This is a genomic window from Cupriavidus sp. 05L310 (genome assembly GCF_056398185.1).
In genome coordinates this window covers 1-26,839 of sequence record NZ_JBFTOX010000052.1, presented here as the reverse complement: position 1 = coordinate 26,839, position 26,839 = coordinate 1, and the positions used below count along the sequence as shown (strand labels likewise).

Annotated in this window: 24 protein-coding genes and 1 rRNA gene; 11 read left to right on the top strand and 14 right to left on the bottom strand. The window is 63.0% G+C overall.

Going from position 1 to position 26,839, the window contains the following annotated elements:
- Positions 1–752: 752 nt before the first annotated feature.
- The 3 genes from AC1DS6_RS30905 to AC1DS6_RS30895 all read right to left on the bottom strand — a co-directional run bounded on the left by AC1DS6_RS30905 (position 753) and on the right by AC1DS6_RS30895 (position 5,107).
- Positions 753–1,796, bottom strand: coding sequence for a rod shape-determining protein (locus tag AC1DS6_RS30905; RefSeq protein WP_441629648.1), 1,044 nt, complete (start codon positions 1,794–1,796; stop codon positions 753–755).
- 1,224 nt (positions 1,797–3,020) lie between these two features.
- Complete coding sequence (locus AC1DS6_RS30900) at positions 3,021–4,124, bottom strand: porin (protein ID WP_441629647.1); 1,104 nt, start codon at positions 4,122–4,124, stop codon at positions 3,021–3,023.
- Between the two features lie 188 nt (positions 4,125–4,312).
- Positions 4,313–5,107 (bottom strand): AraC family transcriptional regulator, encoded by a 795-nt coding sequence (locus AC1DS6_RS30895; protein WP_441629646.1) that lies wholly within the window; start codon positions 5,105–5,107, stop codon positions 4,313–4,315.
- Between the two features lie 129 nt (positions 5,108–5,236).
- Here AC1DS6_RS30895 and AC1DS6_RS30890 point away from each other — a divergent pair, with 129 nt between their 5' ends.
- Entirely contained in the window at positions 5,237–6,130 is an 894-nt protein-coding gene (locus tag AC1DS6_RS30890) for a DMT family transporter (protein ID WP_035866562.1), read from the top strand.
- Between the two features lie 15 nt (positions 6,131–6,145).
- Here AC1DS6_RS30890 and AC1DS6_RS30885 read toward each other — a convergent pair whose 3' ends face one another.
- Entirely contained in the window at positions 6,146–7,081 is a 936-nt protein-coding gene (locus AC1DS6_RS30885; protein WP_441629680.1) for an NAD(P)H-dependent flavin oxidoreductase, read from the bottom strand.
- A 383-nt stretch (positions 7,082–7,464) separates the two neighbouring features.
- Between AC1DS6_RS30885 and AC1DS6_RS30880 the strand changes: the two genes are divergently transcribed.
- Entirely contained in the window at positions 7,465–8,544 is a 1,080-nt protein-coding gene (locus AC1DS6_RS30880; RefSeq protein ID WP_477103849.1) for an HAD family hydrolase, read from the top strand.
- Between the two features lie 10 nt (positions 8,545–8,554).
- Here AC1DS6_RS30880 and AC1DS6_RS30875 read toward each other — a convergent pair whose 3' ends face one another.
- On the bottom strand, positions 8,555–9,271 hold the full coding sequence (locus AC1DS6_RS30875; RefSeq protein ID WP_441629643.1) for a glutathione S-transferase C-terminal domain-containing protein: 717 nt from the start codon (positions 9,269–9,271) through the stop codon (positions 8,555–8,557).
- 119 nt (positions 9,272–9,390) lie between these two features.
- Entirely contained in the window at positions 9,391–10,476 is a 1,086-nt protein-coding gene (locus tag AC1DS6_RS30870) for a ferritin-like domain-containing protein (protein WP_477103848.1), read from the bottom strand.
- Positions 10,477–10,644: 168 nt separating this feature from the next.
- On the opposite strand from AC1DS6_RS30870, the gene AC1DS6_RS30865 reads away from it, so the two are divergent.
- Together AC1DS6_RS30865 and AC1DS6_RS30860 are read left to right on the top strand one after the other, a co-directional pair.
- The gene (locus tag AC1DS6_RS30865; RefSeq protein WP_441629641.1) at positions 10,645–11,682 is read left to right on the top strand and encodes a 2Fe-2S iron-sulfur cluster-binding protein; all 1,038 of its coding nucleotides are present in this window, start codon (positions 10,645–10,647) and stop codon (positions 11,680–11,682) included.
- A complete protein-coding gene (locus AC1DS6_RS30860; protein WP_441629640.1) occupies positions 11,679–12,365 on the top strand; it encodes a TetR/AcrR family transcriptional regulator in 687 nt (228 codons plus the stop codon). Before AC1DS6_RS30865 ends, AC1DS6_RS30860 begins: the two co-directional genes overlap by 4 nt.
- A 5-nt stretch (positions 12,366–12,370) precedes the next feature.
- Here the strand turns inward: AC1DS6_RS30860 and AC1DS6_RS30855 are convergent, their stop codons facing one another.
- From AC1DS6_RS30855 to AC1DS6_RS30845, 3 genes are all read right to left on the bottom strand, one after another.
- Positions 12,371–13,114, bottom strand: coding sequence for a TetR/AcrR family transcriptional regulator (locus AC1DS6_RS30855; protein ID WP_441629639.1), 744 nt, complete (start codon positions 13,112–13,114; stop codon positions 12,371–12,373).
- Positions 13,115–13,227: 113 nt separating this feature from the next.
- Positions 13,228–14,082, bottom strand: coding sequence for a DUF2950 family protein (locus AC1DS6_RS30850; RefSeq protein ID WP_477103847.1), 855 nt, complete (start codon positions 14,080–14,082; stop codon positions 13,228–13,230).
- 2 nt (positions 14,083–14,084) lie between these two features.
- Entirely contained in the window at positions 14,085–15,413 is a 1,329-nt protein-coding gene (locus AC1DS6_RS30845; protein WP_441629637.1) for a DUF3300 domain-containing protein, read from the bottom strand.
- A gap of 409 nt (positions 15,414–15,822) precedes the next feature.
- Between AC1DS6_RS30845 and AC1DS6_RS30840 the strand changes: the two genes are divergently transcribed.
- The 4 genes from AC1DS6_RS30840 (at position 15,823) to AC1DS6_RS30825 (ending at position 18,628) form a co-directional block, all read left to right on the top strand.
- Positions 15,823–16,809: a hypothetical protein gene (locus tag AC1DS6_RS30840; protein ID WP_441629679.1), complete on the top strand. Its 987-nt coding sequence runs from the start codon at positions 15,823–15,825 to the stop codon at positions 16,807–16,809.
- Positions 16,810–17,019: 210 nt separating this feature from the next.
- Positions 17,020–17,370, top strand: a complete 351-nt coding sequence (locus AC1DS6_RS30835) for a hypothetical protein (protein WP_441629636.1) — start codon at positions 17,020–17,022, stop codon at positions 17,368–17,370.
- A complete protein-coding gene (locus AC1DS6_RS30830; protein ID WP_441629635.1) occupies positions 17,336–17,530 on the top strand; it encodes a hypothetical protein in 195 nt (64 codons plus the stop codon). The genes AC1DS6_RS30835 and AC1DS6_RS30830 overlap by 35 nt, the downstream gene beginning before the upstream one ends.
- A gap of 12 nt (positions 17,531–17,542) precedes the next feature.
- Positions 17,543–18,628, top strand: a complete 1,086-nt coding sequence (locus AC1DS6_RS30825; protein WP_441629634.1) for a mechanosensitive ion channel family protein — start codon at positions 17,543–17,545, stop codon at positions 18,626–18,628.
- A 67-nt stretch (positions 18,629–18,695) separates the two neighbouring features.
- Here the strand turns inward: AC1DS6_RS30825 and AC1DS6_RS30820 are convergent, their stop codons facing one another.
- Positions 18,696–19,604 carry a LysR family transcriptional regulator gene (locus AC1DS6_RS30820; protein WP_441629633.1) on the bottom strand — a complete coding sequence of 303 codons (909 nt, stop codon included), beginning with the start codon at positions 19,602–19,604 and terminating at the stop codon, positions 18,696–18,698.
- A 142-nt stretch (positions 19,605–19,746) separates the two neighbouring features.
- Here AC1DS6_RS30820 and AC1DS6_RS30815 point away from each other — a divergent pair, with 142 nt between their 5' ends.
- Both AC1DS6_RS30815 and AC1DS6_RS30810 read left to right on the top strand, forming a co-directional pair.
- Positions 19,747–20,655, top strand: coding sequence for a sterol desaturase family protein (locus AC1DS6_RS30815; RefSeq protein ID WP_441629632.1), 909 nt, complete (start codon positions 19,747–19,749; stop codon positions 20,653–20,655).
- Positions 20,652–22,121 (top strand): coniferyl aldehyde dehydrogenase, encoded by a 1,470-nt coding sequence (locus AC1DS6_RS30810; protein WP_441629631.1) that lies wholly within the window; start codon positions 20,652–20,654, stop codon positions 22,119–22,121. The genes AC1DS6_RS30815 and AC1DS6_RS30810 overlap by 4 nt, the downstream gene beginning before the upstream one ends.
- 131 nt (positions 22,122–22,252) lie before the next feature.
- Here AC1DS6_RS30810 and AC1DS6_RS30805 read toward each other — a convergent pair whose 3' ends face one another.
- Both AC1DS6_RS30805 and AC1DS6_RS30800 read right to left on the bottom strand, forming a co-directional pair.
- The gene (locus tag AC1DS6_RS30805; protein ID WP_441629630.1) at positions 22,253–23,374 is read right to left on the bottom strand and encodes a patatin-like phospholipase family protein; all 1,122 of its coding nucleotides are present in this window, start codon (positions 23,372–23,374) and stop codon (positions 22,253–22,255) included.
- A gap of 31 nt (positions 23,375–23,405) precedes the next feature.
- Entirely contained in the window at positions 23,406–24,020 is a 615-nt protein-coding gene (locus AC1DS6_RS30800) for an HD domain-containing protein (RefSeq protein ID WP_441629629.1), read from the bottom strand.
- Between the two features lie 282 nt (positions 24,021–24,302).
- Between AC1DS6_RS30800 and AC1DS6_RS30795 the strand changes: the two genes are divergently transcribed.
- Positions 24,303–25,217: an adenylate/guanylate cyclase domain-containing protein gene (locus AC1DS6_RS30795; RefSeq protein WP_477103846.1), complete on the top strand. Its 915-nt coding sequence runs from the start codon at positions 24,303–24,305 to the stop codon at positions 25,215–25,217.
- Between the two features lie 59 nt (positions 25,218–25,276).
- Here AC1DS6_RS30795 and AC1DS6_RS30790 read toward each other — a convergent pair whose 3' ends face one another.
- Positions 25,277–26,629: an XAC2610-related protein gene (locus tag AC1DS6_RS30790; RefSeq protein WP_441629627.1), complete on the bottom strand. Its 1,353-nt coding sequence runs from the start codon at positions 26,627–26,629 to the stop codon at positions 25,277–25,279.
- Positions 26,630–26,751: 122 nt separating this feature from the next.
- Positions 26,752–26,839, bottom strand: a 5S ribosomal RNA gene (gene rrf, locus AC1DS6_RS30785); the annotation flags it as partial.

Sequence of the window (26,839 nt, the reverse complement as noted above, 5' to 3'; positions counted from 1 at the left end):
TGTTATCGAAAAGGCCAATATGGTTGCGATCCGGCGCTTGGCGCGCTGCCTGACCAATGATCCCTGCCGGAAACCGGCGACGGGGCCTCATCGCGATCCTACGCGACGACCGCAGCAGTGTGACAACGTCGTCACAGCGCACTCAAGACAATGTTGCATTGCGGAAATTGTAATGATGTGCCATTGCCATCAGGAAACCTAGGGTTTATACTCACCCTCGTCTCCTCCTTGTCTCCTCGACATGGATTCAACCCGCCTCCTTTGGCGGGTTTTTTTCGCCCGCGTGTTTTTTAGTGATTTATGAACCACTTTCAAGGCAATCGCCGCTGTAACGGCAAACCCCCAGTACTTTCGTAAGTGGGGTTTCAAGGGAGAGCCTGACGATTACCTACTTGCACACGGGCCATCCGCTACAGACGTCTCCGGCTGTCTGCTGCGAACGAAGGAATACCCCAGCCTCCGCGAGAGTTTGTGGGGGACGCGCTCGGTGGCCGCCGTCCTACTTCGCCGGGAACTGCGGGGGGTACTCATCGAAATCATTCGCCTGTACGTCGAACAGCAACAGATGCCGCACTAACCGGCCAAAGGGAGGCTACGCCGCCCGCGCCCATCCTTCACCGGCCTAAAGGCAAAGGCTTGTCGCACGCCGGATCAACCCAAGAACACCCTCAGAGCCGGGGCGGCATCAAACCGCGCACAGTACCAAGGGTGGGCGGGGTTGGAAATGCCACAAGCCCCTCGTTGCTTAGTCGTTACTCGTAAGAGAAGAAGCTGCCCAGCTTGCCCATGCGTTCGAGCGCCAGGCCGGCACCCCGCGCCACGCAGGTCAGCGGGTCTTCAGCCACCACCACGGGCAGGCCCGTTTCCTCGGCCAGCAGGCGATCGAGGTTGCGCAACAGCGCGCCGCCGCCGGTCAGCATCATGCCGCGCTCGGCGATGTCGGCGCCGAGTTCCGGTGGGGTCTGTTCGAGCGCGATCTTGACTGCCGACACGATCTGATTCAGCGGATCAGTTAGCGCTTCCAGGATTTCATTGGACGATATCGTGAATGGACGCGGGATACCTTCGGACAGGTTGCGGCCTTTGACTTCCATCTCGCGGATCTCGGAGTCTGGGAAGGCCGAGCCGATTTCCTTCTTGATGGCCTCGGCGGTCTGCTCGCCGATCAGCATGCCGTAGTTGCGGCGGATGTAGTTGACGATGGCTTCGTCAAATCTGTCGCCGCCCACGCGTATCGAGCCCTTGTAGACCATGCCGCCCAGCGAGACGACGCCCACCTCGGTCGTACCGCCACCGACATCCACTACCATCGAGCCGGACGGCTCCGACACTGGAAGGCCGGCGCCGAGTGCGGCGGCCATCGGCTCTTCAATCAGGTAGACCTGGCTGGCGCCAGCGGCCTGCGCGGATTCTTGAATTGCGCGCCGCTCGACCTGGGTCGAGCCGCACGGCACGGAGATGATGATACGCGGCGACGGCCGAAGCAGTTTGGTGTCGTGCACCGTCTTGATGAACTGCTTGAGCATCTGCTCGGTGACGGTGAAGTCGGCGATCACGCCGTCTTTCATCGGGCGGATGGCCTCGATGTTACCCGGCACCTTGCCCAGCATCTGCTTGGCATCCTTGCCGACAGCCTGGATGGTTTTCTTGGGATTGATACCCCCCTGCTGGCGAATTGCGACTACGGAGGGTTCATCAAGGACGATGCCCCTGTCGCGCATGTAGATCAGGGTGTTGGCCGTGCCGAGGTCGATCGCGAGATCGTTGGAGAAGTAGCTGCGGAGAAATCCAAACATCAGGAATCTTTCTTCTGGTAGTTCGCAAGTATGCGAAACGGCGGGCGCAAGAAGTGGCGCCAACCATGATTTTCATAGCGACGCATGGTATGGAGGCTTCACGCGTCACGTGGTGCTGGCTTCGGTGTCATTGCCAGCGCGCTGTCAGTCGATAAGAGCGATCGAACTCAGGTGGCCCGCCAAGGGGTGTCTGGCTTGCTGGCGGAATCGGCCATCACACGAGTCGTCGAGTAGACCACTTATTGAACTGCGCAAAAGCAGCATCGGAATCACAAAAGCCTCACGAAGTCTGATCGGAGATACTGTGGCCCGACACCTGCGAGTGACGTGAACCACTCGCGTCGCGCTTGAGCAGCAGGCAGGAATATCAGCGGAAGCGAATGATACCGTATGACTCTCTCCGATTCCCGCGTCAAACCGCGCGGACTTCGGGAACGGCAATCCTTGCCAGAGGCGACGTGATCGAGCAACAGCCATTCAGACCGCATTTTCCTGGCTTGCCCGAACGCAGAGCGGCCGGATCTGGCGCTCCCCAAACCCAGGCGCTGCAGCGCGCCAGTGCTGGCGACCCGGCGGGTCAGGCTGTCAGTGCTGAAGCCAAGGGTGGTGTTGTCGTCCATTGCCAGCGAACCGGTATCCAGCGTCTGGTTGTGACCGAGGTTCAGCCGTCCCTGTTGCAGCGCCGTGCCGCCCGTGCAGGTGTTGGCACCGTATGGCTGCTCCTTGCCGTGTGGTGTCTGCCGGACTTAAGATGATTTCGTATGGGGTTGGCGGCATTGGAGGCGCCCTGGTAGTACTCGCGCTTTTTCAACTATATGAAGGGCACCAGGCGCGCAGGCCCCAACGCGGCCCGGTACCAGTATTCCTACAATCCGCAGGAGCGCTCATGCTTTCAGATCTTCTGATGCACTTGCCGAGATCCAAGGCGACCGTCGTGTTACTGGCGGTGGTATCGGCCGCGGCAGTTGCAGCACCGCAGACGAGCAGTCGGTCGCAGAGTCTTAGTACCCAACGCGGCATCAGCGACGGACAGAGCGGTGGCACCGAACTGCAAACCGGGCCGCTTTTGCATCAGCCCATTGTCGGGGCGCAGCCGATTGCGACACCCCAGGAACTGCCTCCCAATGGATCGACGCCATACCCGTACATTATTGCCCCGTATATCCAGGTCCCCGGCGCTATCCCCACTCCTCATCCGCAGCCACGTCCCCGACCGATGCCGCATTAGAATTTGTGACGAATACCGACGACCGCGCCAAACTGATTGTCCGAGCCACTTACCGTGCCGAAGCCGGTGCCTTGGATCGCGCCGGAACCGCCTGCGGTCAGGCCCAGGTTCGAACCATCCTTGTTCTTGGTGTAACCAAGGTTCAGGTAGGCATCGGTGCGCTTGGACAGGTTGTAGTCAACCGATGCCACGAAGCTCCACGGATCGGCCTTGGTGCCGCGGAAGTCCTGGTAGTAGGCTGCGCCGGTCAGCGATAGTGCAGGTAGTAACTGATAGCCCACGCCCAGCCAGTACAGGTTCGAGACATTGTTAGCGCCGAGGTTGCCCGGCAGCGTGGCACCGTCGAGCGCCATGGCCCAACGATAACCAGCGTACATTTTGGCCGGGCCGAAGGCATACGATCCAGCCACGCTGGCGCGGCGGATCTTGGCGCCCGTCAGGGCACCAGTCGCGGCCAGGCCGAGGTTGGTTTCGTCGTATATACCCCCGACGGCGAACGGACCGACAGCGTAGGTCAGGCCAGCGCTGTACTCCTGGCCAATCTTGGGGCTGCCCGGCACTTCACCAAAAGAGCCGCCACCGGTGTTCGAGCCAAAGCTATACAGGGCTCTGGCGGTCAGGCCACCGAAGGTGCCGGCGTACTTGACGGAGTTGTCAGCGCGGCTGGTGAACCCTGCGTCCTGGCCGATGATCGAGTAGTTCGTGGAGATCCCCATTGGGTCGAATTGCAGGCCGAAGTCATAGAGCGGGGTCTGTTGACGGCCCAGGGTCAGGGTGCCCCACTGGCTTTGCAGGCCGACGTAAGCGTTACGACCGAACAGGCGGCCGCTTTGGGCCGAGGTGCCTGTATCGAGGTTAAAGCCGCTTTCCAGTACGAAGATGCCCTTCAGGCCACCGCCGAGATCCTCCACACCACGCAGGCCCCAACGGCTGCCCGACAGGTTGCCCGAGGTCAGGCGGGTCACGCTGCTGCCGCCCCCGGGTTGGTTATTTTGATATTCGAGACCAATGTCAAGGATCCCGTACAGCGTCACACTCGACTGTGCATACGCACCACCAGCGGCCAATGCAGCGACGGTGGCAATCCATTTCATCTTCATAACTCTTTCCTTGTTAGCTGATGATTGGAAACTTTGGGCTACCCCGACTGCAGGCCAACGCAATCCGTTCACGTCGATTTTGTATTATGTACCAGCGTTCGGCTAACGAAACTTGCGAACCGTGGCTTAACGAACCTTCGAACAGTTCTTTGGCAAGCGCCGGTACGCATGCCAAAGTCCCTCCCGCATCACGCAATGCCACAGAACTCGCGTCGGTACTGTTCTGGCGTGGTGCCCGCCTCTCGCTGGAACATCGCGATAAAGGCCGAGGCGGTGCTGTAGCCGAGATCGAAGGCGATTTCCTGCACGCCGCGGCCCGTTTCCAAGGCATCGATGGCGCGCAGAAAGCGCAGGCGCTGACGCCAGTCGCCGAACGACATGCCGAGTTCGTGCTGGCACCGGCGGGCTAGCGTCCGTTCGGTCATGTGCACGCTGGCGGCCCAGTCGGCCAGCGTGCGGTGGTCGCCGGGATCCGCCTGCAACGCTTCAAGCACGGCAATCAAGGCAGGCGTGGCTGCCGCCGGCAGATAGCAACGCTGCACCGATGCCTGCGCGAGCTGATCGACCACCACGTGCGCGAGCCGCAGGTCGGCCGGCGTGCGCGGTACATGCATGTCGCGCGCGGCGAAGTCAGCCAGTACGCTCCTGATGATCGGGCTGATGCGCACGGTGCAGGCTTCGGCCGGCAGTTGCGCGCACAAGCCTGGTTCTATGTAGATCGAGCGGTAGACGATCGCGTGCCGCAAGGTGCAGCTATGCACCACCGCCGGCGGGATCCACACCGCATACTGCGGCGGCGAAAGCAGCCGCAGCCCGTCGGTTTCCATCTGCATCGTGCCGTGCGCCGCGTAGTTCAGGTGGCCCCAGCTATGGCTATGCGCCGCGGCCTGCGTGTCAGCTCCGAATTCGTCGTAGCGGAAATAGAAAGGACCGTCCATCCCTTCGACGTCCTGGATTGGCAAGTAGCGCCGTTTGTCGGGCATGGTTCGTCGGGTTCGTGTGGTTTGTGGCGAGAAGAGTCCGGAAACCCGGATTGGATGTCCTAATTCAGCTATATGCCTTAACGCGGACGCATGCATGATAGCCCTGCACTCGTACTAAGGAAAACCTTCATGTGGCAATACGCGTTTCCGCTACTGGCCGTCGTGATCTGGTCCGGTAATACCGTCGTCAGCAAGATGGCGGCCGGCACCATCGCACCGGCCGAAATCAGTTTCTACCGCTGGCTGCTGGCCGCCCTGCTTTTCACGCCGCTGGCGTTGCGCCCGGTGCTGCGCAACTGGCCGGCGATCCGGCCGCGATGCGGGCGGATCGCGGTACTGGGCCTGCTCGGCATGGTGGCCTATCAGTGCCTGGCTTATTACGCGGCCTACATGACCACGGCCACGCACATGGGCATCATCGGCTCGCTCACGCCGATGATGGTGCTGGCGTTGTCGATCCTGCTGCTGGGACAGCGCCTGACGGCCGGTGCCGTGGCGGGATCCCTGCTGTCGATCGCCGGCGTGCTGGTGGTGGTGTCATCCGGCGACCTCCGCGGCCTGATGGCCAGCGGCGCCAACCTGGGGGACGGACTGATGCTGCTGGCGATGCTGGCCTACGCGGTCTACGTCATCCTGCTTAAGCGCTGGAATATGAAGGACGTGCCAGCGTTGCAACTGCTCTACCTGCAAATCGTCGTAGCCGTTGTCGCCCTATTGCCGCTCTACCTGCTCACGCCCAGGATGGGCCTCTCGGCGGCCAACCTCCCGCTGGTTGGATTCGCCGGATTGATGGCGTCGATGGTCGCACCGCTGGTGTGGATGCACACGGTCGCCAGCATTGGCCCAAGCCGCGCGAGCATGTTCTTCAACCTGATCCCCTTGCTCACCGCGCTGATCGCGGCGGTGGTGATCGGGGAGTCGCTGGCGGCGTATCACGCGCTCGGCGGAGCGCTGACGGTTGCGGGCGTGCTGCTGGCCGAGTTGTGGAAGGCGCCGCCGCGGCTGCAAGCTGCGGCGCCGTGAGAAACCGCCGCACCCTCAGGCGCGCCCTGCTGCCCGCACCGAGCCGTAGCGCGCGGTCAGCCGGTCTACGGAGTGACGGAAATCGCGGATCGTTTCGTCGATGATCTGCTGAACCGGCACGACCGAATCGATTCGTCCGCATACTTGCCCCGTCAGCGGCACTGCCGCCTCCATGTCGCCGCCAAAGTAGAGCTGCTGAACGCCGGCGAATTCACTCTTGATGTTCTCCGGCAATTCCAGCTCGATCCGGGAGGTGCGCGCCGTGCGCAGCGCCCGGAGCGCCGGGCCCTTGCCGCCGCGATTGAGAAAGACGGTATCTGTCTCCTGCGCGCCGACGATGGCATTCTTCCAGTTGTCATGAACGGGCGACTCGGCCGATGTCAGCATGCGCGTGCCCATCTGTATGCCTTCCGCGCCCATCGCGAATGCCGCCGCCATCGTGGCGCCGTCGCAGAAGCCACCCGCGGCTACCACCGGGACATCGACCTTCGAGCAGACAAGCGGCAGCAACACCATGGAGGTCACGTCGCGCTGGTTCTTGAACCCACCGCCCTCGCTGCCCTCCACAATCAGGCCGTCCACGCCGGCCGCCACCGCCTTGAGGGCGCCGGCCAGGGTTGGCACCACATGAAAAACCGTGAGGCCGGCTTCCTTCAGCTCCGCGCAATAGCGTGTCGGGTCGCCAGCCGATGTTGTCACGAACCGGATCCCCTGGTCGACGACGAAACGTACGATATCGGGATCTCGCACATAAGTCAGCGCGATGTTGACCCCGAATGGCTTGTCGGTCAGTTCTCGCATCTTGCGAATCTCGCCGCGAATCGTATCCAGTTCTCCGGATGATGTCTCGATGATTCCCATCCCACCCGCGTTGGAGACCGCCGCCGCCAGTTGCGCCCTGGCGATCCACCCCATTGGGGCCTGGATTATCGGATGCTGGACGCCCAGCATCTCGGTCACGCGATTCGTTATCGTCATGGCTTTGTCTCCGCTCTACTCTGGTAATACTGCACGGACGCGCTGCGCCCTCTTCACGCCGGAAAAACTTGTGGCGCGATAGCGCGTTCCGCATTCGGGAATGAAACCTGGCCGTAGAGATTAGGGGCACGCCGATACACCGTCCAATGATTGTTTTGAATAGGTATTCATGCACTCCGGACATGGTGTCTCCATAATTCTCCGCCTGCGGCCAGCGCCGGCAATGCCCCGAGCCGTTGACCAGCCGCAAGATCATTCAGATCATGCACCGAAAATGTTCACATCAGCGGCCAGTGTTCCGTGGCAAGCTGGGCAGACCACACTGTTGCCACCTGCCCAGGCTTGAGGAGCCCTGAATGGAATCTATCGACCGCCAGTCTTCGTCGCAACGCTTCCTGACCCGTCTCGGCGCGGTATTGGTCGTGCTGGCCGTTGCCGCATGTGCCGGCCCCGGAACGCCCGCCGCCGGATCGGCAAGCCCTGCGCCGGCCGGCACAGCAAGCGCGACAAGCGCCGCGGACCCGCTGCCCTCCTGGCAGGACGGCGCGGCCAGGCAGACCATCCTTAAGTTCGTGGCCAGCGTCACCCGCGAAGGCTCGCCCACTTATGTGCCGCCGGCCGAACGGATCGCCACGTTTGACAACGACGGCACGCTATGGAGCGAGCAGCCGCTGTATTTCCAGTTCCTGTTCCTGATCGAACAAGTCAAGTTGGCGGCACCGAAGCATCCTGAGTGGAAGAACAACCCGGCCTTCAAGGCGCTGGTGGCGAACGACCAGGCAGCGCTGGCCAAGCACCAGAAAGAACTGCTGGCGCTGATCGCGGTCGCAAATAGCGGCATGACCGTGGAGGCCTACGACGAGACCATCCGCGCCTGGCTGGTCACGGCAAAGCATCCCAGGTTCCAGCGTCTCTTCACCGATCTTGTCTATCAGCCGCAGCTTGAGTTATTGGCCTACCTGCGCGCCAATGGCTTCAAGACATTCATCGTCTCCGGCGGCACGATCGAGTTCATGCGCCCCTGGTCCGAGAAGGTGTATGGAATCCCGCCCGAACAAGTGATCGGTTCCAGCCAGGTCGTGACGTACCAGCTGCAAAATGGCAAACCTGCCCTGGTGCGCCAGCCAAAGCTCGATTTCATCGACGACGGCCCCGGCAAGCCGGTGGGCATCTACCGGGGGATCGGCCGCCGGCCGATCCTGGCATTCGGCAACTCCGACGGCGACCTGCAGATGCTGCAGTACGTGGTGGCCGGCAGCGGCGCCCGCCTGGCGTTGCTCGTGCATCACGACGATGCCGAGCGGGAGTTCGCCTACGACCGCCAGTCGAAGGTCGGCAAGCTGGACAAGGCCTGGGACGAGGCCGTCGCCAAGGGCTGGACGGTCGTGAGCATGAAGCGGGACTGGAAGCAGGTGTATCCGGCGGCGCCGCGATAGGCTCTCCCAACTACAACGGCTGGCGTGAAACGGCGCGGTTGTCCATGGCCGCCCGTACAGCATGGCAATGGCGCACGAGATTCGGTTGCGATAAGACAAATAGCTTGAGAGGCGTATCTATGTCATAGAAGACGATGTTCGCCACAAAGCCGTAGACGCCAGCGTCGATACTGTTCGGATCAGGACCGAAAAGAAAACCCCGATCACCGGTCATGTTGGCCACCACCTGCAGGTCGGCGATGCCACGGGCGTAGACCTCCTTGGGGGAGAAGCGGCCGATTCCCTGATAGTGGTATCGATCGAAGTTGTATTTCCTTGCGGCCTCGAGGTCGTCCGCCGCGATCTCCGGATGCGTCCTGAGGAGCGCGTCCCGAAAGGCTGTCCAGAAGCGCGGATCGCGCCACCGCGAGTAAGACATGACCCAGTAGAGATCATCCAGCGCGCGCCGGACAAGAAGATCCAGGTCGCGCTGAAAGGGGGTCAGCGCATCGTCGATGGGCAAGCGATACTTGCGCTTTAAATGGGACACGATGGCATCGCTGTCGCCTATCGACTGCCCGCCATCGTCGACATACGGGAGCTGGCCGCGCGGCGCCGCTTTCGCATCCAGGGTGTGGCGATGCTCGAAAGGCAGGCCGCACAGTTTCAGGAATGCGAATACCTTCAGGCCGTATGGATTGTTGTCTTCAAGGCCAAACAGATCCGGATAGGAAAAAAGTGTGATCATGCCGGCCTCCCCTGCAGATGGCCCGGGCTCTCTACACCAGCCAGGCTCTGATGATTCCGCATGCCGCGCGGGGGACGCCGGGAAGCGGATTGCCCGCCTCCCAGGCTAGCCGCAGCGTTTCAATGCTCTGCTTCGGACTGGACCGCGCCGATGGAGGCCATGACAACGCGACGCGCGTCGAACTCCTCGGCAATCTTCTGATCCTGCGCGAACTGCGCTTCCACGTCGACATTGGCAAACTCGATAGCGCCCATGTCGGCAAATGCACTTTGCACGCGCGGGCTCCACAGGCCGATATCCTTGACTGTGGGGACGATGCGGCTGAACAGCCGCTGGCGGAATTGCCGCATGGTTTCGGACTCCCGCACTGCTTTGGCGCACTCCTCCTCCGGCAGCCCGAGGCGGCCCCAGACTTCCTTCTGGTCGAAGCGGTCGCGCATCATGTAGCAAGCCTCGATCACAAAGTCCTCGCGCTCCTTGCGCTCGGCCTCCGTCACCTGCGGATAGAAACCGCGCAGCGCAGTGCGGCCGAATGCAACGTGGCGCGCCTCGTCCTGCATCACGTAGGCGTTGATCGATGCGGCCAGCGGATTCTTGGAGAAGTCGCGAATGCGCTGGAACGCGGCCAGCGCAAGCCCCTCCACCAGCACCTGCATGCCCAGATAGCAGAAGTCCCAGCGCGAATCGGTCAGGATGCTCTCAAGCAAGGATTTGAGTCCCGGCGTGATGGGATAGAGGATGCCGACCTTCTCGTGCAGCAGGCGCGAATAGGCCTCCACGTGACGTGCTTCGTCCATGGTCTGCGTGGCGGCATAGAACTTGGCATCCATGTCCGGGACCATCTGCACGATCCGCGCCGAAACCATCAGGGCGCCCTGCTCGCCATGCAGGAACTGCGACAGCGAATGCGCCTGCTGGTGGCGGCGCACTTCGATGCGGTCGTGCTTGCCCATCTTTTCCCAGAGCGGCGTGCCGTAGATCGGGATCATCCGGTCATCGAGTTCCTGCGGGTTCTCGGGATCGAGTTCCTGCGACCAGTCGATCCGGTCGGTGGCGTTCCATTGCTGCTTCTTGCTGGTTTCATAGAGCTGCAGCAGTTTGGAATTCTCGTTGTCGTATTCCCAGTTGAACTCGGTGGCAACCTGGCTGCCGATCGACCAGCCCGTCTGTACCACCGGCAGCGTGTAACGTTGAACGGATGACATGCAATCTCCTTTGGCGCTCATGGGTTTCGACCGGTCTCCATGCCTGCTTAGCCGGAGTTGGGACCTGTCTTGAATTTGCGTTGGCTTCCGGCTATAAACAGAATCATAATTCTCTTTCTTGTTAATTCAAGGACCCGGCACAGGGTCCGGAGAAGCCGGGAGACATTGATGCAGTTCCACAATCTGACTGTCGCGCAGGTCACTCGGGAGACCGAAGATGCTTGCTCCTACACGCTTTCGATCCCCGACGCGCTGCAGCAATCTTTCGCCTACCGTGCCGGGCAGCACCTCACCTTCCGGGTAAACGTGGATGGGGAAATACTGCTGCGGAGCTACTCGCTTTCCAGCTCGCCTGAAGCGGGAGGCCTGCCGGTTGTCACGGTCAAGCGCATCCCCGATGGCCGCGTGTCGGGATGGTTTCATGGCCATGTCCGGGCCGGAACCCGGCTGGAGGTGAGCGCGCCGGCTGGCCGCTTCGTCTGCGAGAACATGGACGCCCCGCTCGTCTTCTGCGCGGCGGGCAGCGGCATTACGCCGGTCCTCTCGATGATCCGGTCGGCGCTGGCATCCACGCGCCGCAGGATGACGCTCTTCTACGCCAACCGAGATACGCGCAGCACGATCTTCGCGGCGGAGATTGCCGCCCTGGCGCGGGGCAATCCGGATCGCCTCGCTGTGCATATGCACTGCGACGATGCCGATGGCTTTCCCGAGCGCGGCAAGATTGCCGCCCTGCTCTCGTCCGTTGCGCAATGCCAGCTCTATCTGTGCGGGCCGGGGCCATTCATGCAGACCGTACTGGAAGCGGCCGAGGCGGCCGGGATGGCGCGCGGGCGCGTGCATCTGGAGCGATTCGACGCTCCCATGCCGGAGCCTGAGGCTGGCTCGGCGATCCGTGCGGCATTGCCGGCGGCAACCAGCGCGGTGGCTTGCGATGCCAAGGTAATCCTCGGCGGCGCACTGCATGTCGTGCGTGTCGCCAGCGGCCAGTCACTGCTGCAAGCCGCGCTCGCCTGCGGCGTGGATGCGCCCTATGCTTGCGAGGAGGGCTATTGCGGATCGTGCGCGGCCAAGTGCATCGATGGCGCGGTGGTTCATGAGCGCAACGATGTCTTCGGCGCCGACGAGCTTGCTGCCGGCTGGATCCTGACTTGCCAGGCGCGTCCGCGCCAGGAGCGGCCGGTCGCAATCACCTATGACGTATGACAGCAGAAACCACCATCCCGGCGGACACTGCGGCGACCACGTTGCGCGCCGGGCTGAAACAACCCCGTCAGGAACGCAGCGAAGCCACCCTCAAGGCCATGCTGGCGGCCGGCCGGACGCTGATCAACGAGGCCGGCAGCCTGACCGGGTTTTCCCTCGCCGATCTCGTGCGCGCCGCTTCCACCTCGATCGGGGCCTTCTATGCCCGGTTTCCGGACAAGGAGACCTTCTGCGCGCTGGTGCTGGAAGACACACTGGCTGAATTGCGAGCCGAGCTGGACTATTCGCTGGCCACGGACCCGACCTGGAACGCAGGGCCCGCTGCCGCGATCTGCGGCCGTATCGTTGGTTTCTATGTCGGCCTGTTCCGCAGGCATCGCGGCCTGTTTGCGGCCTACATGCGGCATAGCCCTGCGCAGAATCCCCTGTGGCAACCTATCCGCGAGGCCAACCGGCGGATCCTGGACGCCATGGTGCCGCGCCTGGCCAGCCAGGTTGCCGCCGGGCGCTTTACCGGACCCGACGGCGAGACCCGGATCGCGGTGCAACTCGTGATCAGCGCGCTGACCAGCATCGTGCTGCATGCGCCCAGCGGCCTGGCCCTGGACGATCCGCGGCTGGAGCAACGGCTCACGGCGATGCTGTATTGCTATCTATCCTCGCCTGCGGCCGGCGACGCATAGGCGCGCTAACCCTCCGGCAACAGCAGGTAGCGCCTCATCATCCTGACGAGATGGGTTTCCAGCTTGCGTCCTTCGAGATGCAACGGGCCCGGGTCGTTGAGCAATATATTGGCCAGCGTGCCCACCAGGAATTGAATGGCGACCCGTACCTCGAAGGTGGCATGGGCCGGCCGCGGCGAATCAAGCTGGCTGGCCAGCAACGGCACAAGCAAGTCCTGCACGCGCCGGTTGGCTTGCCGCATGGGATTGTCCCCGCTGCCTGTGGCCGAGTAATGGCGCAGGAATCCCTTGAAGAGGCCACGGTTCTGCCGGAACCGGCCGACGTAGATGCGCACGATGCGCTCGACGATGGCGGATGCCGGGCCAGTTTGCCAGACCGGATCCTCCGCGATCGATTGCCGGGTGATCGCTTCGGCTTCGGCCAGCGCGGCCTCGAGCATGAATGCGAGGAAAGCCTCCTTGTCCTTGAAGCGCGCGTAGAAGGCACCAATCGATGTGTTTGCCGCGCCGACCACGTCGTTCAGCGAAATCTCATCCAGATTGCCGCGCTGCTCGGCAAGCGCACGGCCGGCCTTGACCATCTTGTCGAGGTTTTGCTCGCTGCGCGACTGGCGCGGGGGGCGCATGGCGGGTGGCTGCTCCGTGCCTGCCGCGAGTGCCTTCGCCGAACGGCGCGCGGGCGCCCCCTTGCGAGCGGACGTGCTTGCCCGGCCTGGCGGCCGGGTCGCGGGCTTGCGGATCGTTGGCATGACGGCGGAACTCTCGTTGAGCGACAAAGAGCCGCATTATGCGACATGTGCCACCCGGCTCTTGAGAATCCCATGACGGGTGCCGTGATCCCGGCAAGGTCCCCGCGCGAGTCCTATTCCACTTTCGCCCAGCCGGCATCCGGTACGAATGTCCCCATCGCTTTGGCCCGCGACGCCGTGCCGGCGCCAAGGTCCCGCGCATAGACCGTACCGCTGCTGTCGAGCGCGAATGTGTGCGCGCCAGTCTTTCCATACGCCACCGGCCAGGCAAGGAACACATACTTTGCGTCGCTGCCCTTGCCCGGCGGGACGATACGGTAATGGTAGCCATGGAACGCTTCCGCGGCGGGCGTATCCGCCCCCATCACCAGGGCATCAGGCCCGAGCGGACTCTTGTCGCCCTCGGAGTCCGCTGGCCAATACAGCCCGTCGGTCTTACCGGCCCGGCTTACCAGGCGCTTGGCATAGGCGCCGTTACCGACCTCCGTGGCGTATTGCTGCTGGGCTTCGGCCAGTTGGCGAAGCATGGCAATGGTTTCCAGCTCGTTGCGGCCGAGACGCCGGGCGCGGAGTTCCTGCTGGCCGGCACGCAGGTCAAACTTCCAGCCATCGCCGGATTTGACCATGGGAATCGGAAACGACCAGCCACTCTCGCCCACGACGAGACTGGCCCGGTTGTCGCCGGTCTTCTCGATCTGGTGTTGCCTGGCCCAGGCGGCCAGGAAAGCATAGATGTCATCGCGATGCACGCCACCCTCCGGTATCAAGAATGGATATTGCGGGCCCAACACCTGCTTGAGCGCATCATTGTCACTACTCGAGATGGCATCGACCAAGGCATTCGCCGCCGCCTCCGGCGTGGGATATGCATGCTGGGCAAAGACCGGTGCGGCGATCGCGAGCGCTGCCGCGGCCACCAGGACGCGCAGCCCACGCGCGGTTCGGGCACCTACGAAGTTGCGTATCATGCTTATCTCCGACCATGGCCGCCAAATCCACCACCACCGCCAGGGTGGCCCCCTCCCCCTCCACCACCGCGCTGGGGTGCCGCCGCCCTGGGCTGGCCCGGATCGCGGGCCGCGGCCCTGGGTGCGGCCTGTTGCCGCGCGCCGCCGCTATCCCTGGCCGCGCGCTGCGATTGCTGCCTCACCTTGTCGCCATTGCCCGCATCGCGCAACGCGCTGTCTCGATTGGCATCGCGCGAGCGGCTGCGTGCATCGGCGTGGTCGGCCCGTTGCCGGTCGGCGCCGGCTGGGTTGCGTTGCTCGCCGGCCGCGCCGCGCGCTGCCGCGCGGTTTTCTCCCGCACCACCATGGCCGGGGATGGATTGCCCGGTACGGCTCTCCATCGACTGGGCTGCGCGGTCGCGGGCCGCATCCCGGGAGCCCGGCGCGGGTGCGGCTCTTTGCGCGCCCTGTTGCCGGCTGGAAAGCCCGGCCTGGCGCTGCTGGTCGTAGCGGCTGCTCACGTTCGGGTTGTTGTACGGGACATTGCCGCGGTGCGCCGGATTGTGTTGCCAGTTGGTATTGGCGCTATTGACGTTGAGCCGGTTGTTGACATTGACGTTGTTATAGCGATTGACGTTGATATTCACGTCATGGTTGTTCCAGTTGAATCCGCCCCACATCGAGTTTACCGCCGCAACGCCAAGACCAAACCCGATCCCGGCGACCATGGCCGAGGCAAACGTTGAGCCGGGAGGCGGGGGGTAATAGGCGGGTGGATAGGCCGGATAGGGCCATGCGCCATAAACCACGGTGGGGTTATAGGCAGGTACGTACACCACCTGCGGATTCGCCGGCTCAATCTGCACCACCGTGGTGCCGCCGGTGGTCTGCGTCACCACCTTCTGCTGCTCGGTCGTCTTCAGGCTGCCCGCCTTTTGCGCTTGCACACGCAAGCGCTGCACGGAATCCATCACGTCATTGGGCTGGTCGAGAAAGGCGTTGCCGATCGACTGCACCCACTGTGGCTGCCTGCCCATCAGGTCCAGCACCGAAGGGAATGCCGCCAGCGATTGCACGCTGGGATCCCAGGGCTCCCCGGCCACGGCTTTGGTGGCCGCATCCCCGGAGAGGCTGGGGTTTGATTTCGACCATGCCGCTGCCGCCGCCACGTCTTCCGGGTAGGTCGCCGCCATCAGCACCTGGGAAAGCAAGGCGTCAGGGTAAAGGGCAATCGGCGCCATGAGCTGGTCCAGTTGTCCGTGATCGAGCTTGGACTGCGCCAGCGAAGCGCCGGCCGGGATCAGCAGAAGCAGCCCAAGCCACCAGGTGGCCAACACTCTCAAGCGACGCATTTTTGCCTCTCCACGAAAAGACAGACATCGGCTCAATCCACACGCTGGCGCCCAGCGGCTTTCCTGGATGCCCGGCCAGTCTGCACAATATGCGACGGCTAACAGGCGTGGCAATTCAAAATCTCTTTGGTCCACCTTAAACAAAATAGGAAAACAGATGGACAGAAATGCAGAGCATTCCGCGGATGCAAGTGGCATCGAAACAATTCATGTAGGCGCAAAAGGAAATTGAACGTACCTGAGCCGTTATACCGTCATCATTGACGTCTACGTTATATCTTGGGGGGGAACGAGCCCAGGCTCCCCATGGCCATCGGCGTTGGCCGTGCCGTCTCGATCCGGGCCATTGCGCAAGAGTTGGAACGAAGGTGTTGAGATGAAGCACTATCCGCTCGAATCGCGTTTCGCCATGCAACGGCGTAGCCGATCCTGGCCCCTCGGCGCGGCTTTCCGCAGCCGGATCGCCATTGGCGCGTTGATGCTTGCGCCTGCGCTGGCTGGCGCCCAGGGCGCCCCCGACTTTAGTTTCCTGAACGCCAGCGTGCAGAAGCGCGCCAACGGCGTGCTGTCGCTAATGTCTTATTCCGTGGTGCCGGACCTGACTTCCAGTTCGTTGTCGATCAACAACGCCAGCTCCGGCAACCCCGGCATCGTGATGTCGCAGCTAGGCGGCGGCGCGACCATGAGCAAGTCATTTCCAATCTACCTCGAGGGCGCTATCGCCTATAGCCGGTACGATCCCCAGTTCGTTGCGTCCAATGGAACAGAATCGAGATCCGTGCCGGCCAAGTGGAACACGGTCTCCGCCACCGGCGGGATTGGTTGGGATTTCCCCCTGACGGAGAACAAGGAACTGGTGTTCCGGCCCATCTTCAACTTCTCCCTGGGTTATGTAGCCAGCGATCTCTCGGTGGCCAAGTTTGTCACGGAGCGCATCACCGACCGGCAGATCAACTTCCTGGACCACGGCACCCTGAACGCCTACGGGCTAGGCGGCTCGGTCATGCTGGACTGGGAGCACTACCGGGAAACCCACGAGATCGACCTCGAGTTGCGATACACCAATATCCATCTCCAGAGCTTCGGCGGCAGTTCGGAAGCCGTGCAGGGATCGGCCTCTGCCCAGACCGCCAACCTGTACGCGCGCTGGCGCGCGCCCACGGGGCTGCGCGCCCTGGACCGGCCCGTGCGCTATGTACTGGAACTTTCGCACTCGCGCTATCTTGGCAGCCAGTCCGAAATCCTCGGATTCACCAACCTGACGACCCTGGGCACGGGCCTGGAACTCGATACCAGCGCGCATGAAGTGTTCGTGACGCGCATACGCGCCGTGGTGCGCTACGTATTCGGCAACAACGTATCGGGCGTCTCGCTGGGGCTGGCCGCCAGCTTCTAGCGCCGCGGCAGTCAGGCGACGACCGGGACTCTCCCGCGTTGAAGTCCTAATATCGCGCGTCGAAAAATGTGAATTCCGCTTGGCTGGCCGCGGACTTACGCTAACTGGAAATGATCAGGATCAGGACCGCGCCTGCGCGCTGGAATGAGATCTGGACCTGCTGCGATCCATTGAGGGCCTGCCGTGGCAATGCGCGATTGGTTTAAGTTGTTGAACAGCCTGATCTGGGTGATCCTCGCCGCGGCCTGCGGGACGCTCCATGCGCAAAGCGCCCCGCAGGATTCCGGCGCCATTGAACGACCGGCGGTACCTACGGTAACCCTGCTGGACCGCCCCATCGCCTCGTTCCGCGCAACCCTGGCCGGCGTGCCGCCCGAGGCCCGGCGCGAGCGTGCCGAGGCCAACCTCGCCAGCCTGACACGTGCCGAACTCGCCCTGCCTGTCCAATGGGTATCCAACAGACTGGACGGCGAAGACGGCGTGGCCTTTCGCATCGGCAACCGGCTTGTGTTTTCGTACGTCGAACATGACCGCGAGCCGCGGCGATACCACGGCCTTTGATGCCGACGTACGCCAGATCGCCGAGCGCCTGCAACAGGCCATGACCGCGCGGCGCGACCAGATGCGCTGGCCGGTGCTGATACGGGGCGTAGCGCTGACATTGCTGGCCAGCGCGCTTCTTGGGCTGCTGAGCTGGGCGATTGCGCGCCTGCGCGCCTAGGCCTATGCCTCCATGCAGCGGATCATAGAGGCACACCTGCTCAGCCGCACCTCCCGTGGCTTCGACTGGACGGGATCGGCTTATCAGCTGGCACGGCAACTGGTTCAGCTGATCGCACTCTTCCTTTTCATGCTGCTGCTCTACCTGTGGCTGATCTTCGTGCTGGAGCAGTTCCCTGCGTCGCAGCCGATGGGAGCCCGACTGGGTGCGATGCTGTTTGGCTTGCTCACCCGCATTGCGCTGAGCGGCATCCAGGCGTTGCCGGGCATCATCACCGCGATTGTGATCCTGCTGATCACGCGCGCCGTGCATGCCATGGTGAACAACATCTTCGAAGCTGCGCAGCGGGGCAGGCTGGAGCTAACCGGCATGCATCGCGAAACCGCGGGCGCCACGCGCCGTGTCGTGGTGCTGCTGGTGTGGGCACTGGGCTTCGTCTTCGCGTACCCTTACCTGCCTGGCTCGCAGAGCGACGTCTTCAAGGGCCTGAGCGTGCTGTTCGGCTTCATGATCACGCTGGGATCGGCGGGCATCGTCAATCAACTGATGAGCGGCATGGTGGTGGTCTACTCGCGCGCGCTCAAGCGCGGCGACTTCGTCACGCTGGGGGAAAACACCGGCACGGTGATGTCGCTCGATACGCTATCGGTCAAGCTGGTCAACGTGCGCAATGAAGAGATCACCATTCCCAATGCCGTCGTGGTGGCCTCTCCCATCGTCAACTATTCGCGCCATGCCACGGACCGTGGCGCCCTGGTTGCAACCACCGTCACCATCGGCTATGACACGCCATGGCGGCAGGTCCACGCCATGCTGCTGGCGGCGGCATCGCGCATGCGGCATGTCGCCATGGTGCCCACGCCGTTCGTGCTCCAGCGGGCGCTGTCCGACTATTACGTGGAGTACGAGCTGATGGTGGCCATCGACGATCCCGCTTTACGCCCGCAGGCGCTGTCGTCCCTGCACGCCGAGATCCAGGACGAATTCAACCGCAACGGGGTGCAGATCATGTCGCTGCACTTCATGGCCCAGCCAGCGGAGCCGGTAGTGGTCAAACCCGGGCAATGGCGAGGCCAGGATCAAGGCGGCCCGGCGTAGTCGCGGCACCCTTTTCGGCACGCTCGGACAGAGCCCCTGGTGCGTGCCACCGCCCTCGCCTCGCTGGCTATATGTTGACCTCACTGGCGACCCGGCTGATGCACGCGATGGCATGTTGCGCCATGGGCGACGGCGTGCGGTTGCGAAGGCTCACGACACCCATCTCGGAGTACAGCGCCGGCAGTCCCAGGATATGCAACGGGAGCAGCGCGCCGGCATCGATATCGGCCTGCACCGACGTCAGCGTCGCGGCCAGGACGGTGTCAGTGGACAAGGCCACGGACCGGAGGATGGTGAAGTCGTCGCACTCAAGCGCAAGCGGGGCTTCCTGGCCCGCCGGCAATCCAAGCACCCTTGCCAGTTCGGCCTTCACGATGCGCGGTACTTTCGTGGCCGCGACACCGTAGTGCCAGGCCTCGGTCAATGTGCACTGACGCGAGGCCAGCGGATGCGATGCACGAACGTAGAAGCCGCCGCGCTGGGCGCCCACCGGCCGGATCTCCAGAGCCGCATCTTCCGGCAAATCCCGCACGTCCGCGACAAAGAACTCGATATCCTCCGCGCGCAAGCGTTCCAGCAACTGCTTCCAGTTGCTCTCCTCGACGCGCAAGGCAACCCTGGGATAGAGGCGGCGCAATTCGGACAACGCCCGTGGCATGAGGGTGGCGGCCGGGAATGGTCCGGCCCCGAAGGCGGTATCGCCCACCCGGCTGTCGCGATAAAGATCGACATCGCGCTGCAGGCAGCGCGCATCGAACAGCAGCCTGCGCGCCCGTTCGATCACGAACTCGCCCGCCGGAGTCGGCCTGACCTCGCCCACGTCACGGTCGAACAGGCGGATGCCGAGATCGCTTTCGATGGCCTGGATGCTGCGGCTGAAGGCCGGCTGGCTGAGGTGGACCCGCTCGGCCGCCCGCGCGAAATGCAGTGCATCGGCGAGCGCCAGGACATGGCTGAGACGGCGAAGGTCCATCATGTTGCGTTGCTCCTGACGCATTGGAACGTTGCATAGTATGCATTGGACGCATTACCCCGGCAAGCCTAAAGTCGTTCGGACCTGATGGCGCCAGAAGGCCTGGACCGTTCAGACCATAGAGCAAGATCGGAGACACCCCCCAATGAGTATGCAACTACAGAACATGCTGATCGCGGTCGTCATGCTCGGCTTTGCCGGCATGGAGTTTGTTACGCGCCGCTACCAGACGAGCGTCAACGCCACCCAGGACGACACCAGGCTGGAACTGGCCATGTTCCTGAGCCTGATCGCCATCACGCAGCCCCTGGTCCTGCTCGTCACGGGCGAGCTTTGCGCCTGGCTCATGCCGGAGCAGCGAGGGGCGTGGGCGAACCTGCCGTGGTGGGCCATGGCCGCGATCCTGCTGGTTTGCGACGACATGACCCAGTACTGGTGGCACCGCATATCGCATTCGCCGCTGCTGTGGCCCTTGCACCGCGCGCACCATACCGCGCAGTACATGAGCATCCGCGTGACGTACCGCAACAACTTCTTCTACTACCTGATGATGCCGGGGCTGTGGATTGCCGGTGTCCTGCTCTACCTGGGCTTTGCCAAGGTCTATGGTGCGTACCTTGTCATCAAGCTGACGGTGATCCTTGGGGCGCACAGCGCATGGCGCTGGGACGAGCCCTTGTACCGGATCCGCGCATTGCGCCCGCTGATGTGGATCCTGGAGCGGACCATCTCGACGCCTGCCACGCACTGGGCGCACCACGCGATCACCAACGACGATGGGATCGGGCATTACAAGGGCAACTTCGGCAATCTCCTGTTTTTCTGGGACATCCTCTTCGGCTCGGCGCACATCACGCGCAAATACCCAGCGGGGATTGGCTTGCAGGACGACCGGCTGTTCGGGCAGGAGCGCTGGTACATCCAGATGTTCTACCCACTGGTCCAGTCGCGTCGAGAGCATTCGGCGCTGCGCTTCGGGGGGCGCGCTTATGTGGAACCGGAAGCGGACGCCGATGCGGCCCCGCAAGGCACGGAACAGCGGAGGTCGGCATGAACGACCGCACGCTGACAGAGCAACTGGCTGAGCAAGCCATCGTTAGCGCCCGCATGGAGTCGGTGTTCGAGGCACAACGCCACGCCTTCCTGCAAAACCCCTGCCCCGATGCCGGGCAGCGGCGCCAGCACCTGCGCGCGCTCAAGAGGCAACTCCTGCGATACCAGGACGTGCTCGCCGAGGCGATCGACCGGGATTTCGGCGAGCGTTCCCTCGCGGAAACAAAGATGCTGGAAGTGCTGCCGACCACGCTGGAGATCAATCACGCGATCTCGCATGTGCGCCGCTGGATGCGTGCAAGCCGCCGCCGGCCGGAACTGCTTTTTGCCAGCAACAGCCTGCGCGTGACTTACCAGCCCAAGGGCGTCGTCGGCGTGATTGCCACCTGGAATTTCCCGGTCTACCTGTCGCTGGGGCCGCTGGTGGCGGCGCTGGCAGCGGGCAACCGCGTCATGATCAAGATGCCGGAGACCACGCCGGCAACCAACGCCACGCTCAGGCAGATGTTGGGCGAGGTCTTCGCCGAAGACCACGTGGCGCTGGTCGGCGGCGAACTCGCGGACCCAGGCGCCTTCACCGCCCTGCCATTCAACCATATCGTCTTCACCGGTTCGCCGGCGGTGGGCCGTATCGTCATGGGCCAGGCAGCGCGCAATCTCACACCGGTCACGCTGGAGCTGGGCGGCAAGTCGCCCGCGATCGTCCTGCGCGACTATCCGGTGCGCGAGGCCGCCCGGCGCATCGCGCATGGCAAGGGCATCAACTGCGGACAGGTCTGCGTGGCTCCCGACTACGCGCTGGTGCCACGCGAGCGCGTGGACGAATTCGTCAAGGCGGTGGTCCACAGCTTCGGCGAACTCTACGGCAAGCGTACCGCGCGGAACGCGGATTACACGGCGCTGGCCAGCGACCGCCACGCTGCGCGCATCAAGGACATGCTGGAGGATGCGCGCGCCAAGGGCGCGACGGTGATCCCCTGCGGCGAGATCGGCCCCGGACGCCGCTTGCCGCTGCATGTGGTGACGAACTGCACACCGGATATGACGCTGATGCGCGAAGAGATCTTCGGGCCCGTCCTTCCGGTGGTGCCCTACGACACGCACGAGCAGGCCATCGAAATGGTGCAGCGGCAAGCGCGCCCGCTGGCTTTGTATTGCTTCAGCCATGACGCGTCCGAGCGCGGCAAGCTGCTCGCGCGCACGCATTCGGGCGGTGTCACGATCAATGACTGGGCGTGGCATGTGGTCAACCACGACGCCCCCTTCGGGGGCGTGGGCCAGTCAGGCATGGGCAATTATCACGGTGAAGAGGGCTTTCGCGAGTTGTCGCATGCGCGCACGGTATTCAAGCGGCATCGCTTCTTTCCCATCGCGCTGTTTTATCCGCCCTACGGGAACCTGGCGCAGCGCCTGACATTGAAGCTGTTTGCGGGCCACGGCGATCCGGCGGTGAAGAAGCCGTTCTGAGCGACCCAGTGAGAAACCGGAGCGGCGGCCACGCGCAAGCGATTTGGCCGCCGCGTAACGCGAGGTCGCCGGCGTCCCTGCGAACCGCCTCCCAGACGGGTCTCCGGACGCCTGCAGGCACGCCATCTTCCTCACAGGAAAGTCTCAAGAATATCCGTCGACGACCGCGCTCCCAGCGCGCTGAAGTTGGCTTTCAGCCAGCTATCGGCGCGCTCGCGCCCCAGCGTGTAGAGCTCGCGCAAGAAGTGCCAGTCAGCGTTGAATTTGCTCGATACCCCAAGCCGGGCCATCTCGGTCTCGGCATCGATGTTATGGATGAACATGCGCCGGTATTGCGCCGGATCCAGCGCGCCTTCGTCGATCAGCCGGGAGACGAACTCAATCGCGCGCATTTCCCGCATCAGCGACGAGTTGAAACTCAGCGTATTGACGCGGTCGAGGATTTCGCGTGCCGTAGTCGGCACATCGGGAATGCGGATCGGATTAATGCGGATGATCAGTACATCGCGGCTGTCGGTCTCGTAGATCAGCGGGTAGATGGGCGGGTTGCCCATGTAGCCGCCGTCCCAGTAATACTCCCCTTCGATCTCCACAGCCTGGAACAAGCTGGGCAGGCAACTCGACGCCAGCACCGCCTGGATGCCGATCTCGTGATTGGTGAACACCCGCATGCGGCCGCTCAATACATTGGTGGCGCACAGGAAGAGCCTGGGGCTGCGGCAGTTGCGCAAGATATCGAAATCGATCATCTTGACCAGCATGTCGCGCAGCGGGTTCAGATTGGACGGATTGAGCTGGTAGGGAGAAAAAAAACGGGTGATATGGTCAAACAGCAGCCACCCGGGCGACAGGTTCAACCGGTCGAGCCCCAGCATCCGGTCGAACCAGGTGGGTTGCAGAGGACTCATTCGCGCGCATTCGGCGACGCCGCGCCACAACGCTTCAAGCATTTGGCGCGCCCCCTCGCGCCCGCCGCTGACAATGCCGTAGGCAAGCACGGTGGCATTGACCGCGCCGGCGCTGGTACCGCTGATGCCGTCGACCTCGATGCGGCCGTCTTCCAGCAGGCGGTCGAGCACGCCCCAACTGAACGCCCCGTGGCTGCCGCCGCCCTGCAGCGCAATATTGATGCGGCGAACCGGGGAGGATGGCGTCTGGTTGCCGCTGCCCTCCTCCGTTGCCCGGCGGCCTGGCGCCGTTCGCGGGGTCGAACGCCGGGCTCCGCTCACTGTTGCTCTGGCACGCTGGGACATGGAGGTCTCCTCGATCGATGGCGTCTGCGGCTCAATGCGGCGCCGGCCGGCCAAGCCGCCACGTCAGGTTGCGACGGGCGCGGGCTTCGCAGCGGGCCTGGAATAATTCCGTGTAATAGATGCGGGGACGGGCCAGCAGCGCATCCAGCACAGCCCGTTCGCGGGCGTCATAGACCAGATCGTCGAGATCGGGACGCTCGGCCCGCAGGCGCGCCCCGTCCTGACGAAAGCGCGTGCGTCCGCCCCCGAGAACCGCGAGGTCGATATCGACGGCAAAGGCGCAATCCGGGTCGGCCGGCACTGCGGTGTGCGTGGTCGCCAGGATCATGTCGGCAATGCGCCCCGCCGCCGGGATGCCATCCCCCGCCCAGCGCAGGAACCACTCGGCGCTGCGCTGCTCGTTGTCCCTGGCGCCGGGAATGAAGATCACGTCATGGCACCACAGCGCCAGTTCCACGGCGTCGGGATCGGGGACCGCGCCACGCGCCCAATCGAGATCGCGCAGGCAGCGGCGGATGTGCCGCAGGGTGTGATAGTGGCGCGCCGGTTCGGCGTAATGCAGCACCAGGTCGGCATGGACGGCTTCGGCGTGGATGCCGCCACTGCGCGACCACAGCGCCAGGAAACGCGCTTGCATCTCGTCCATTTCACCTCCCTGACACCAAGGAGCCACCAACCGGGTCGCATCCGGGTCGCATCCGGGTCACGTGCCGGAACCCTCCGGCCAGCCCGAGTATGCGCTCCGTTAAGGCCGATTAGGCGGTGGCGGGCCGGCACCAGCGTACGCGGCCGCACTATTGCGAGAAATCCCGTCTATGCAGGTTGGGCAAGCCCGGTGACGGTGCCTAGAATGCCAAAGGTGGAAGCTCGCGATTTGCGGACAAACGCTTTGACGGCCAGCTGATCGACCGAACGGATTGAGATGCATATGGACCGAGAACCGAAACCTGAGGCGTCCGATGGCTCGGTGATGTTCGCGGACGTCAGTGGCAGCACAAGGCTATATGAATTGGCCGGCGATACGGTTGCCTTCGGTGCCATCGGCCGCTGTATCTCTGTCATGAAGTCCTGCTCCGGCGCATCCCAGGGCCGGGTCGTCAAGACGATCGGAGACGAGGTCATGGTGCTGTTTCCCTCGGCCGAACAGGCGATGCAGGCGGCACTCGACATGCAAGTGGCTGTTTCTCAACTTCCTCCCATCGCCAGTGTTCCCATGTCGGTCCATATCGGCTTTCACCATGGACCGGTCTTGTCAGACGAATCGGGCGACGTATTTGGTGACACCGTGAATCTCGCGGCTCGCCTGACGAAGCTCGCGTCACGCGGCCAGATCATCACCAGCAAGGATGCGGTGGAACACCTGTCTGCAAGGCTGCGCCAGATGACGCGCTACCTGTATCCGATCCAGGTGCGCGGCAAGGAACCGCCAGTCGAGTTGTTCGAAGCAATATGGGAGCAGAACGCCGACATGACCGTCATGGCCAACGCAAGTCCGCGCTCGCTGCGCTCCGCGCTGCTCACGCTAAGGTACCGGGAGACGCTGCTCGAAATGAACGCCGCATCCCTGCCGGTGACCATCGGCCGTGATAGTGGCATGAGCATTGTCGTTTCGGACCGGCAAGCGTCGAGATTCCAGGCCACGGTCGAGTCTCGCGCGGGCAGATATGTGCTGATCGACAGCAGCTCGAATGGCACGCACGTCACCATCGATGGCGAAGATGAGTTCGTTCTGCGCCGCGACGAAGTCACGCTCAGGGGCCATGGCTGGATTACGTTTGGCCAGTCGATGGAATATGCGGGTGAGCGGGTCGAGTTCTTTTTGTACGTCGAAGGGCGTGGATGAGAATGCAAGGCCAACGGCATGCATCCTGTCGGTGATGCCGCTTTGGGGGCAGATCAGCTCTACTGCGCCTTCTTTCGTTTGGTCCGGTAGCGCATCTTGCCGTTCTCCAGGTCTCCGGACGTCGTCACCAGCCATTTCCCGTCTGCCGACAAGCTCTCGTCCCATTCGGCAACCAGTGTCAGCTTCCCGTCGATATAGCGAAAAGTCTGAGCGGAGTGACTGCAGCAACTACCACGCTGTGCCGACATCACCGCATGGCGACTGGCGTCAATGGATATCTGCGGCAAATTGGACAACTCCTCGTTATGGACGAATTGCCGCGCAACCGGATCGAACAGAAAGAAGTGCGTGGTGTTGTTTGGACCTGCGCCACCCGACATGCCGAAGATGCTTATGTCCGGGTGGCCATCGAAATTGGCGTCGACGACTTGCAGGAATTCCTTGTCGGCGGTTTGTCCCTCTGAATCGAAGTCGCGAAGGACCTGCAGGCGCCGACCGGTTCTTCGGTCCAGCACCTCGATGGCCACCGGCACTGCAGCCTCTGGCGCGTCATTATCAGGACGAAAGGCGACGCGAAAGCGAAAGTCCTTTGTGCTGGCCTTCTGCTCAACCCACTTCAGTTCGAACAAATCATCCCGGTCGATCCAGCCATGGAAAGCCGATCCGTCCCGATGGACATGCTCGACTTCGTACCAATCCCGTCTGCTGGCAAGAACGGCGACAAAGCTCCCGGCGTCCAGGCTGGCGACTGGCGACGCACGATCTGCCTGCGCGAAGACTGGCACCGCCTTTTCGAGGTAGAGGATGTCGCCATAGGTGCGCGGCGTCACCAGTTTGAAGCGATCGGCATAGTATGTCGTTTCATAGTGGTGGATTGCCCGGCCGTAAGCCGCCGGTTCGCAGACGCCGAGCGCGCAAGCACCGACTTCGTCTGGGGTGGGTCGACGATTGGGCGGAACTGCCTCGCTGCGCTTGAATGCTCTCCTGGGCTGCCAGGCGACCGTAAATGCTGAATCGCTCCCCCTTAGCATGGCTTCGCCGGTGCCGATATTGGTTCGGCAAAATGGCTGGGACTTTGAGTAGTCGTTCCAAGCCGGAAACGCATAGGCGACGCAAAGCCTGTTGGCACCATTGATGTCGGTGCGGTAATTCTGATCGACAAGGAAGATCAGCTTGTTTCGATGGGAATCGGACTCATACGAAACCACGGCATATGTCGCATCCGCTGCTGCGGGAATGGCATGTTCGAAGTGCTCGACATCCTCTTCGCCGGGCCTTCCTTGCAACCTTTGTGCCGCACTCAGGTTGGAACCGGCTTCGAGTCGATAGATACCTGGCACCAGGAAATCGGAGGCAAAGACGGGACTCATCTTTGCCGCGGCCAGGACGAAGACGAGGCAGGCGATTCTCATAGCAAGCGTCAAGCAGGTTGGATTGGGGACTGGTCGCAACGTCCAGGCCAGCGGTTCATCATAATCGCCGCCGCAAAAGCAAAACCCCCCAGTACTTTCGTACTGGGGGGTTTCAAGGGAGAGCCTGGCGATTACCTACTTTCACACGGGTATCCGCACTATCATCGGCGTGGAGTCGTTTCACGGTCCTGTTCGGGATGGGAAGGGGTG

What these genes read in the sequence shown, in the direction of transcription:
- AC1DS6_RS30905 (WP_441629648.1), bottom strand. Translation starts at nt 1,796, where the DNA reads ATGTTTGGATTTCTCCGCAGCTACTTCTCCAACGATCTCGCGATCGAC.
- AC1DS6_RS30900 (WP_441629647.1), bottom strand. Translation starts at nt 4,124, where the DNA reads ATGAAGATGAAATGGATTGCCACCGTCGCTGCATTGGCCGCTGGTGGT.
- AC1DS6_RS30895 (WP_441629646.1), bottom strand. Translation starts at nt 5,107, where the DNA reads ATGCCCGACAAACGGCGCTACTTGCCAATCCAGGACGTCGAAGGGATG.
- AC1DS6_RS30890 (WP_035866562.1), top strand. Translation starts at nt 5,237, where the DNA reads ATGTGGCAATACGCGTTTCCGCTACTGGCCGTCGTGATCTGGTCCGGT.
- AC1DS6_RS30885 (WP_441629680.1), bottom strand. Translation starts at nt 7,081, where the DNA reads ATGCTGGGCGTCCAGCATCCGATAATCCAGGCCCCAATGGGGTGGATC.
- AC1DS6_RS30880 (WP_477103849.1), top strand. Translation starts at nt 7,465, where the DNA reads ATGGAATCTATCGACCGCCAGTCTTCGTCGCAACGCTTCCTGACCCGT.
- AC1DS6_RS30875 (WP_441629643.1), bottom strand. Translation starts at nt 9,271, where the DNA reads ATGATCACACTTTTTTCCTATCCGGATCTGTTTGGCCTTGAAGACAAC.
- AC1DS6_RS30870 (WP_477103848.1), bottom strand. Translation starts at nt 10,476, where the DNA reads ATGTCATCCGTTCAACGTTACACGCTGCCGGTGGTACAGACGGGCTGG.
- AC1DS6_RS30865 (WP_441629641.1), top strand. Translation starts at nt 10,645, where the DNA reads ATGCAGTTCCACAATCTGACTGTCGCGCAGGTCACTCGGGAGACCGAA.
- AC1DS6_RS30860 (WP_441629640.1), top strand. Translation starts at nt 11,679, where the DNA reads ATGACAGCAGAAACCACCATCCCGGCGGACACTGCGGCGACCACGTTG.
- AC1DS6_RS30855 (WP_441629639.1), bottom strand. Translation starts at nt 13,114, where the DNA reads ATGCCAACGATCCGCAAGCCCGCGACCCGGCCGCCAGGCCGGGCAAGC.
- AC1DS6_RS30850 (WP_477103847.1), bottom strand. Translation starts at nt 14,082, where the DNA reads ATGATACGCAACTTCGTAGGTGCCCGAACCGCGCGTGGGCTGCGCGTC.
- AC1DS6_RS30845 (WP_441629637.1), bottom strand. Translation starts at nt 15,413, where the DNA reads ATGCGTCGCTTGAGAGTGTTGGCCACCTGGTGGCTTGGGCTGCTTCTG.
- AC1DS6_RS30840 (WP_441629679.1), top strand. Translation starts at nt 15,823, where the DNA reads ATGCAACGGCGTAGCCGATCCTGGCCCCTCGGCGCGGCTTTCCGCAGC.
- AC1DS6_RS30830 (WP_441629635.1), top strand. Translation starts at nt 17,336, where the DNA reads ATGACCGCGAGCCGCGGCGATACCACGGCCTTTGATGCCGACGTACGC.
- AC1DS6_RS30825 (WP_441629634.1), top strand. Translation starts at nt 17,543, where the DNA reads ATGCAGCGGATCATAGAGGCACACCTGCTCAGCCGCACCTCCCGTGGC.
- AC1DS6_RS30820 (WP_441629633.1), bottom strand. Translation starts at nt 19,604, where the DNA reads ATGATGGACCTTCGCCGTCTCAGCCATGTCCTGGCGCTCGCCGATGCA.
- AC1DS6_RS30815 (WP_441629632.1), top strand. Translation starts at nt 19,747, where the DNA reads ATGAGTATGCAACTACAGAACATGCTGATCGCGGTCGTCATGCTCGGC.
- AC1DS6_RS30810 (WP_441629631.1), top strand. Translation starts at nt 20,652, where the DNA reads ATGAACGACCGCACGCTGACAGAGCAACTGGCTGAGCAAGCCATCGTT.
- AC1DS6_RS30805 (WP_441629630.1), bottom strand. Translation starts at nt 23,374, where the DNA reads ATGTCCCAGCGTGCCAGAGCAACAGTGAGCGGAGCCCGGCGTTCGACC.
- AC1DS6_RS30800 (WP_441629629.1), bottom strand. Translation starts at nt 24,020, where the DNA reads ATGGACGAGATGCAAGCGCGTTTCCTGGCGCTGTGGTCGCGCAGTGGC.
- AC1DS6_RS30795 (WP_477103846.1), top strand. Translation starts at nt 24,303, where the DNA reads ATGGACCGAGAACCGAAACCTGAGGCGTCCGATGGCTCGGTGATGTTC.
- AC1DS6_RS30790 (WP_441629627.1), bottom strand. Translation starts at nt 26,629, where the DNA reads ATGAGAATCGCCTGCCTCGTCTTCGTCCTGGCCGCGGCAAAGATGAGT.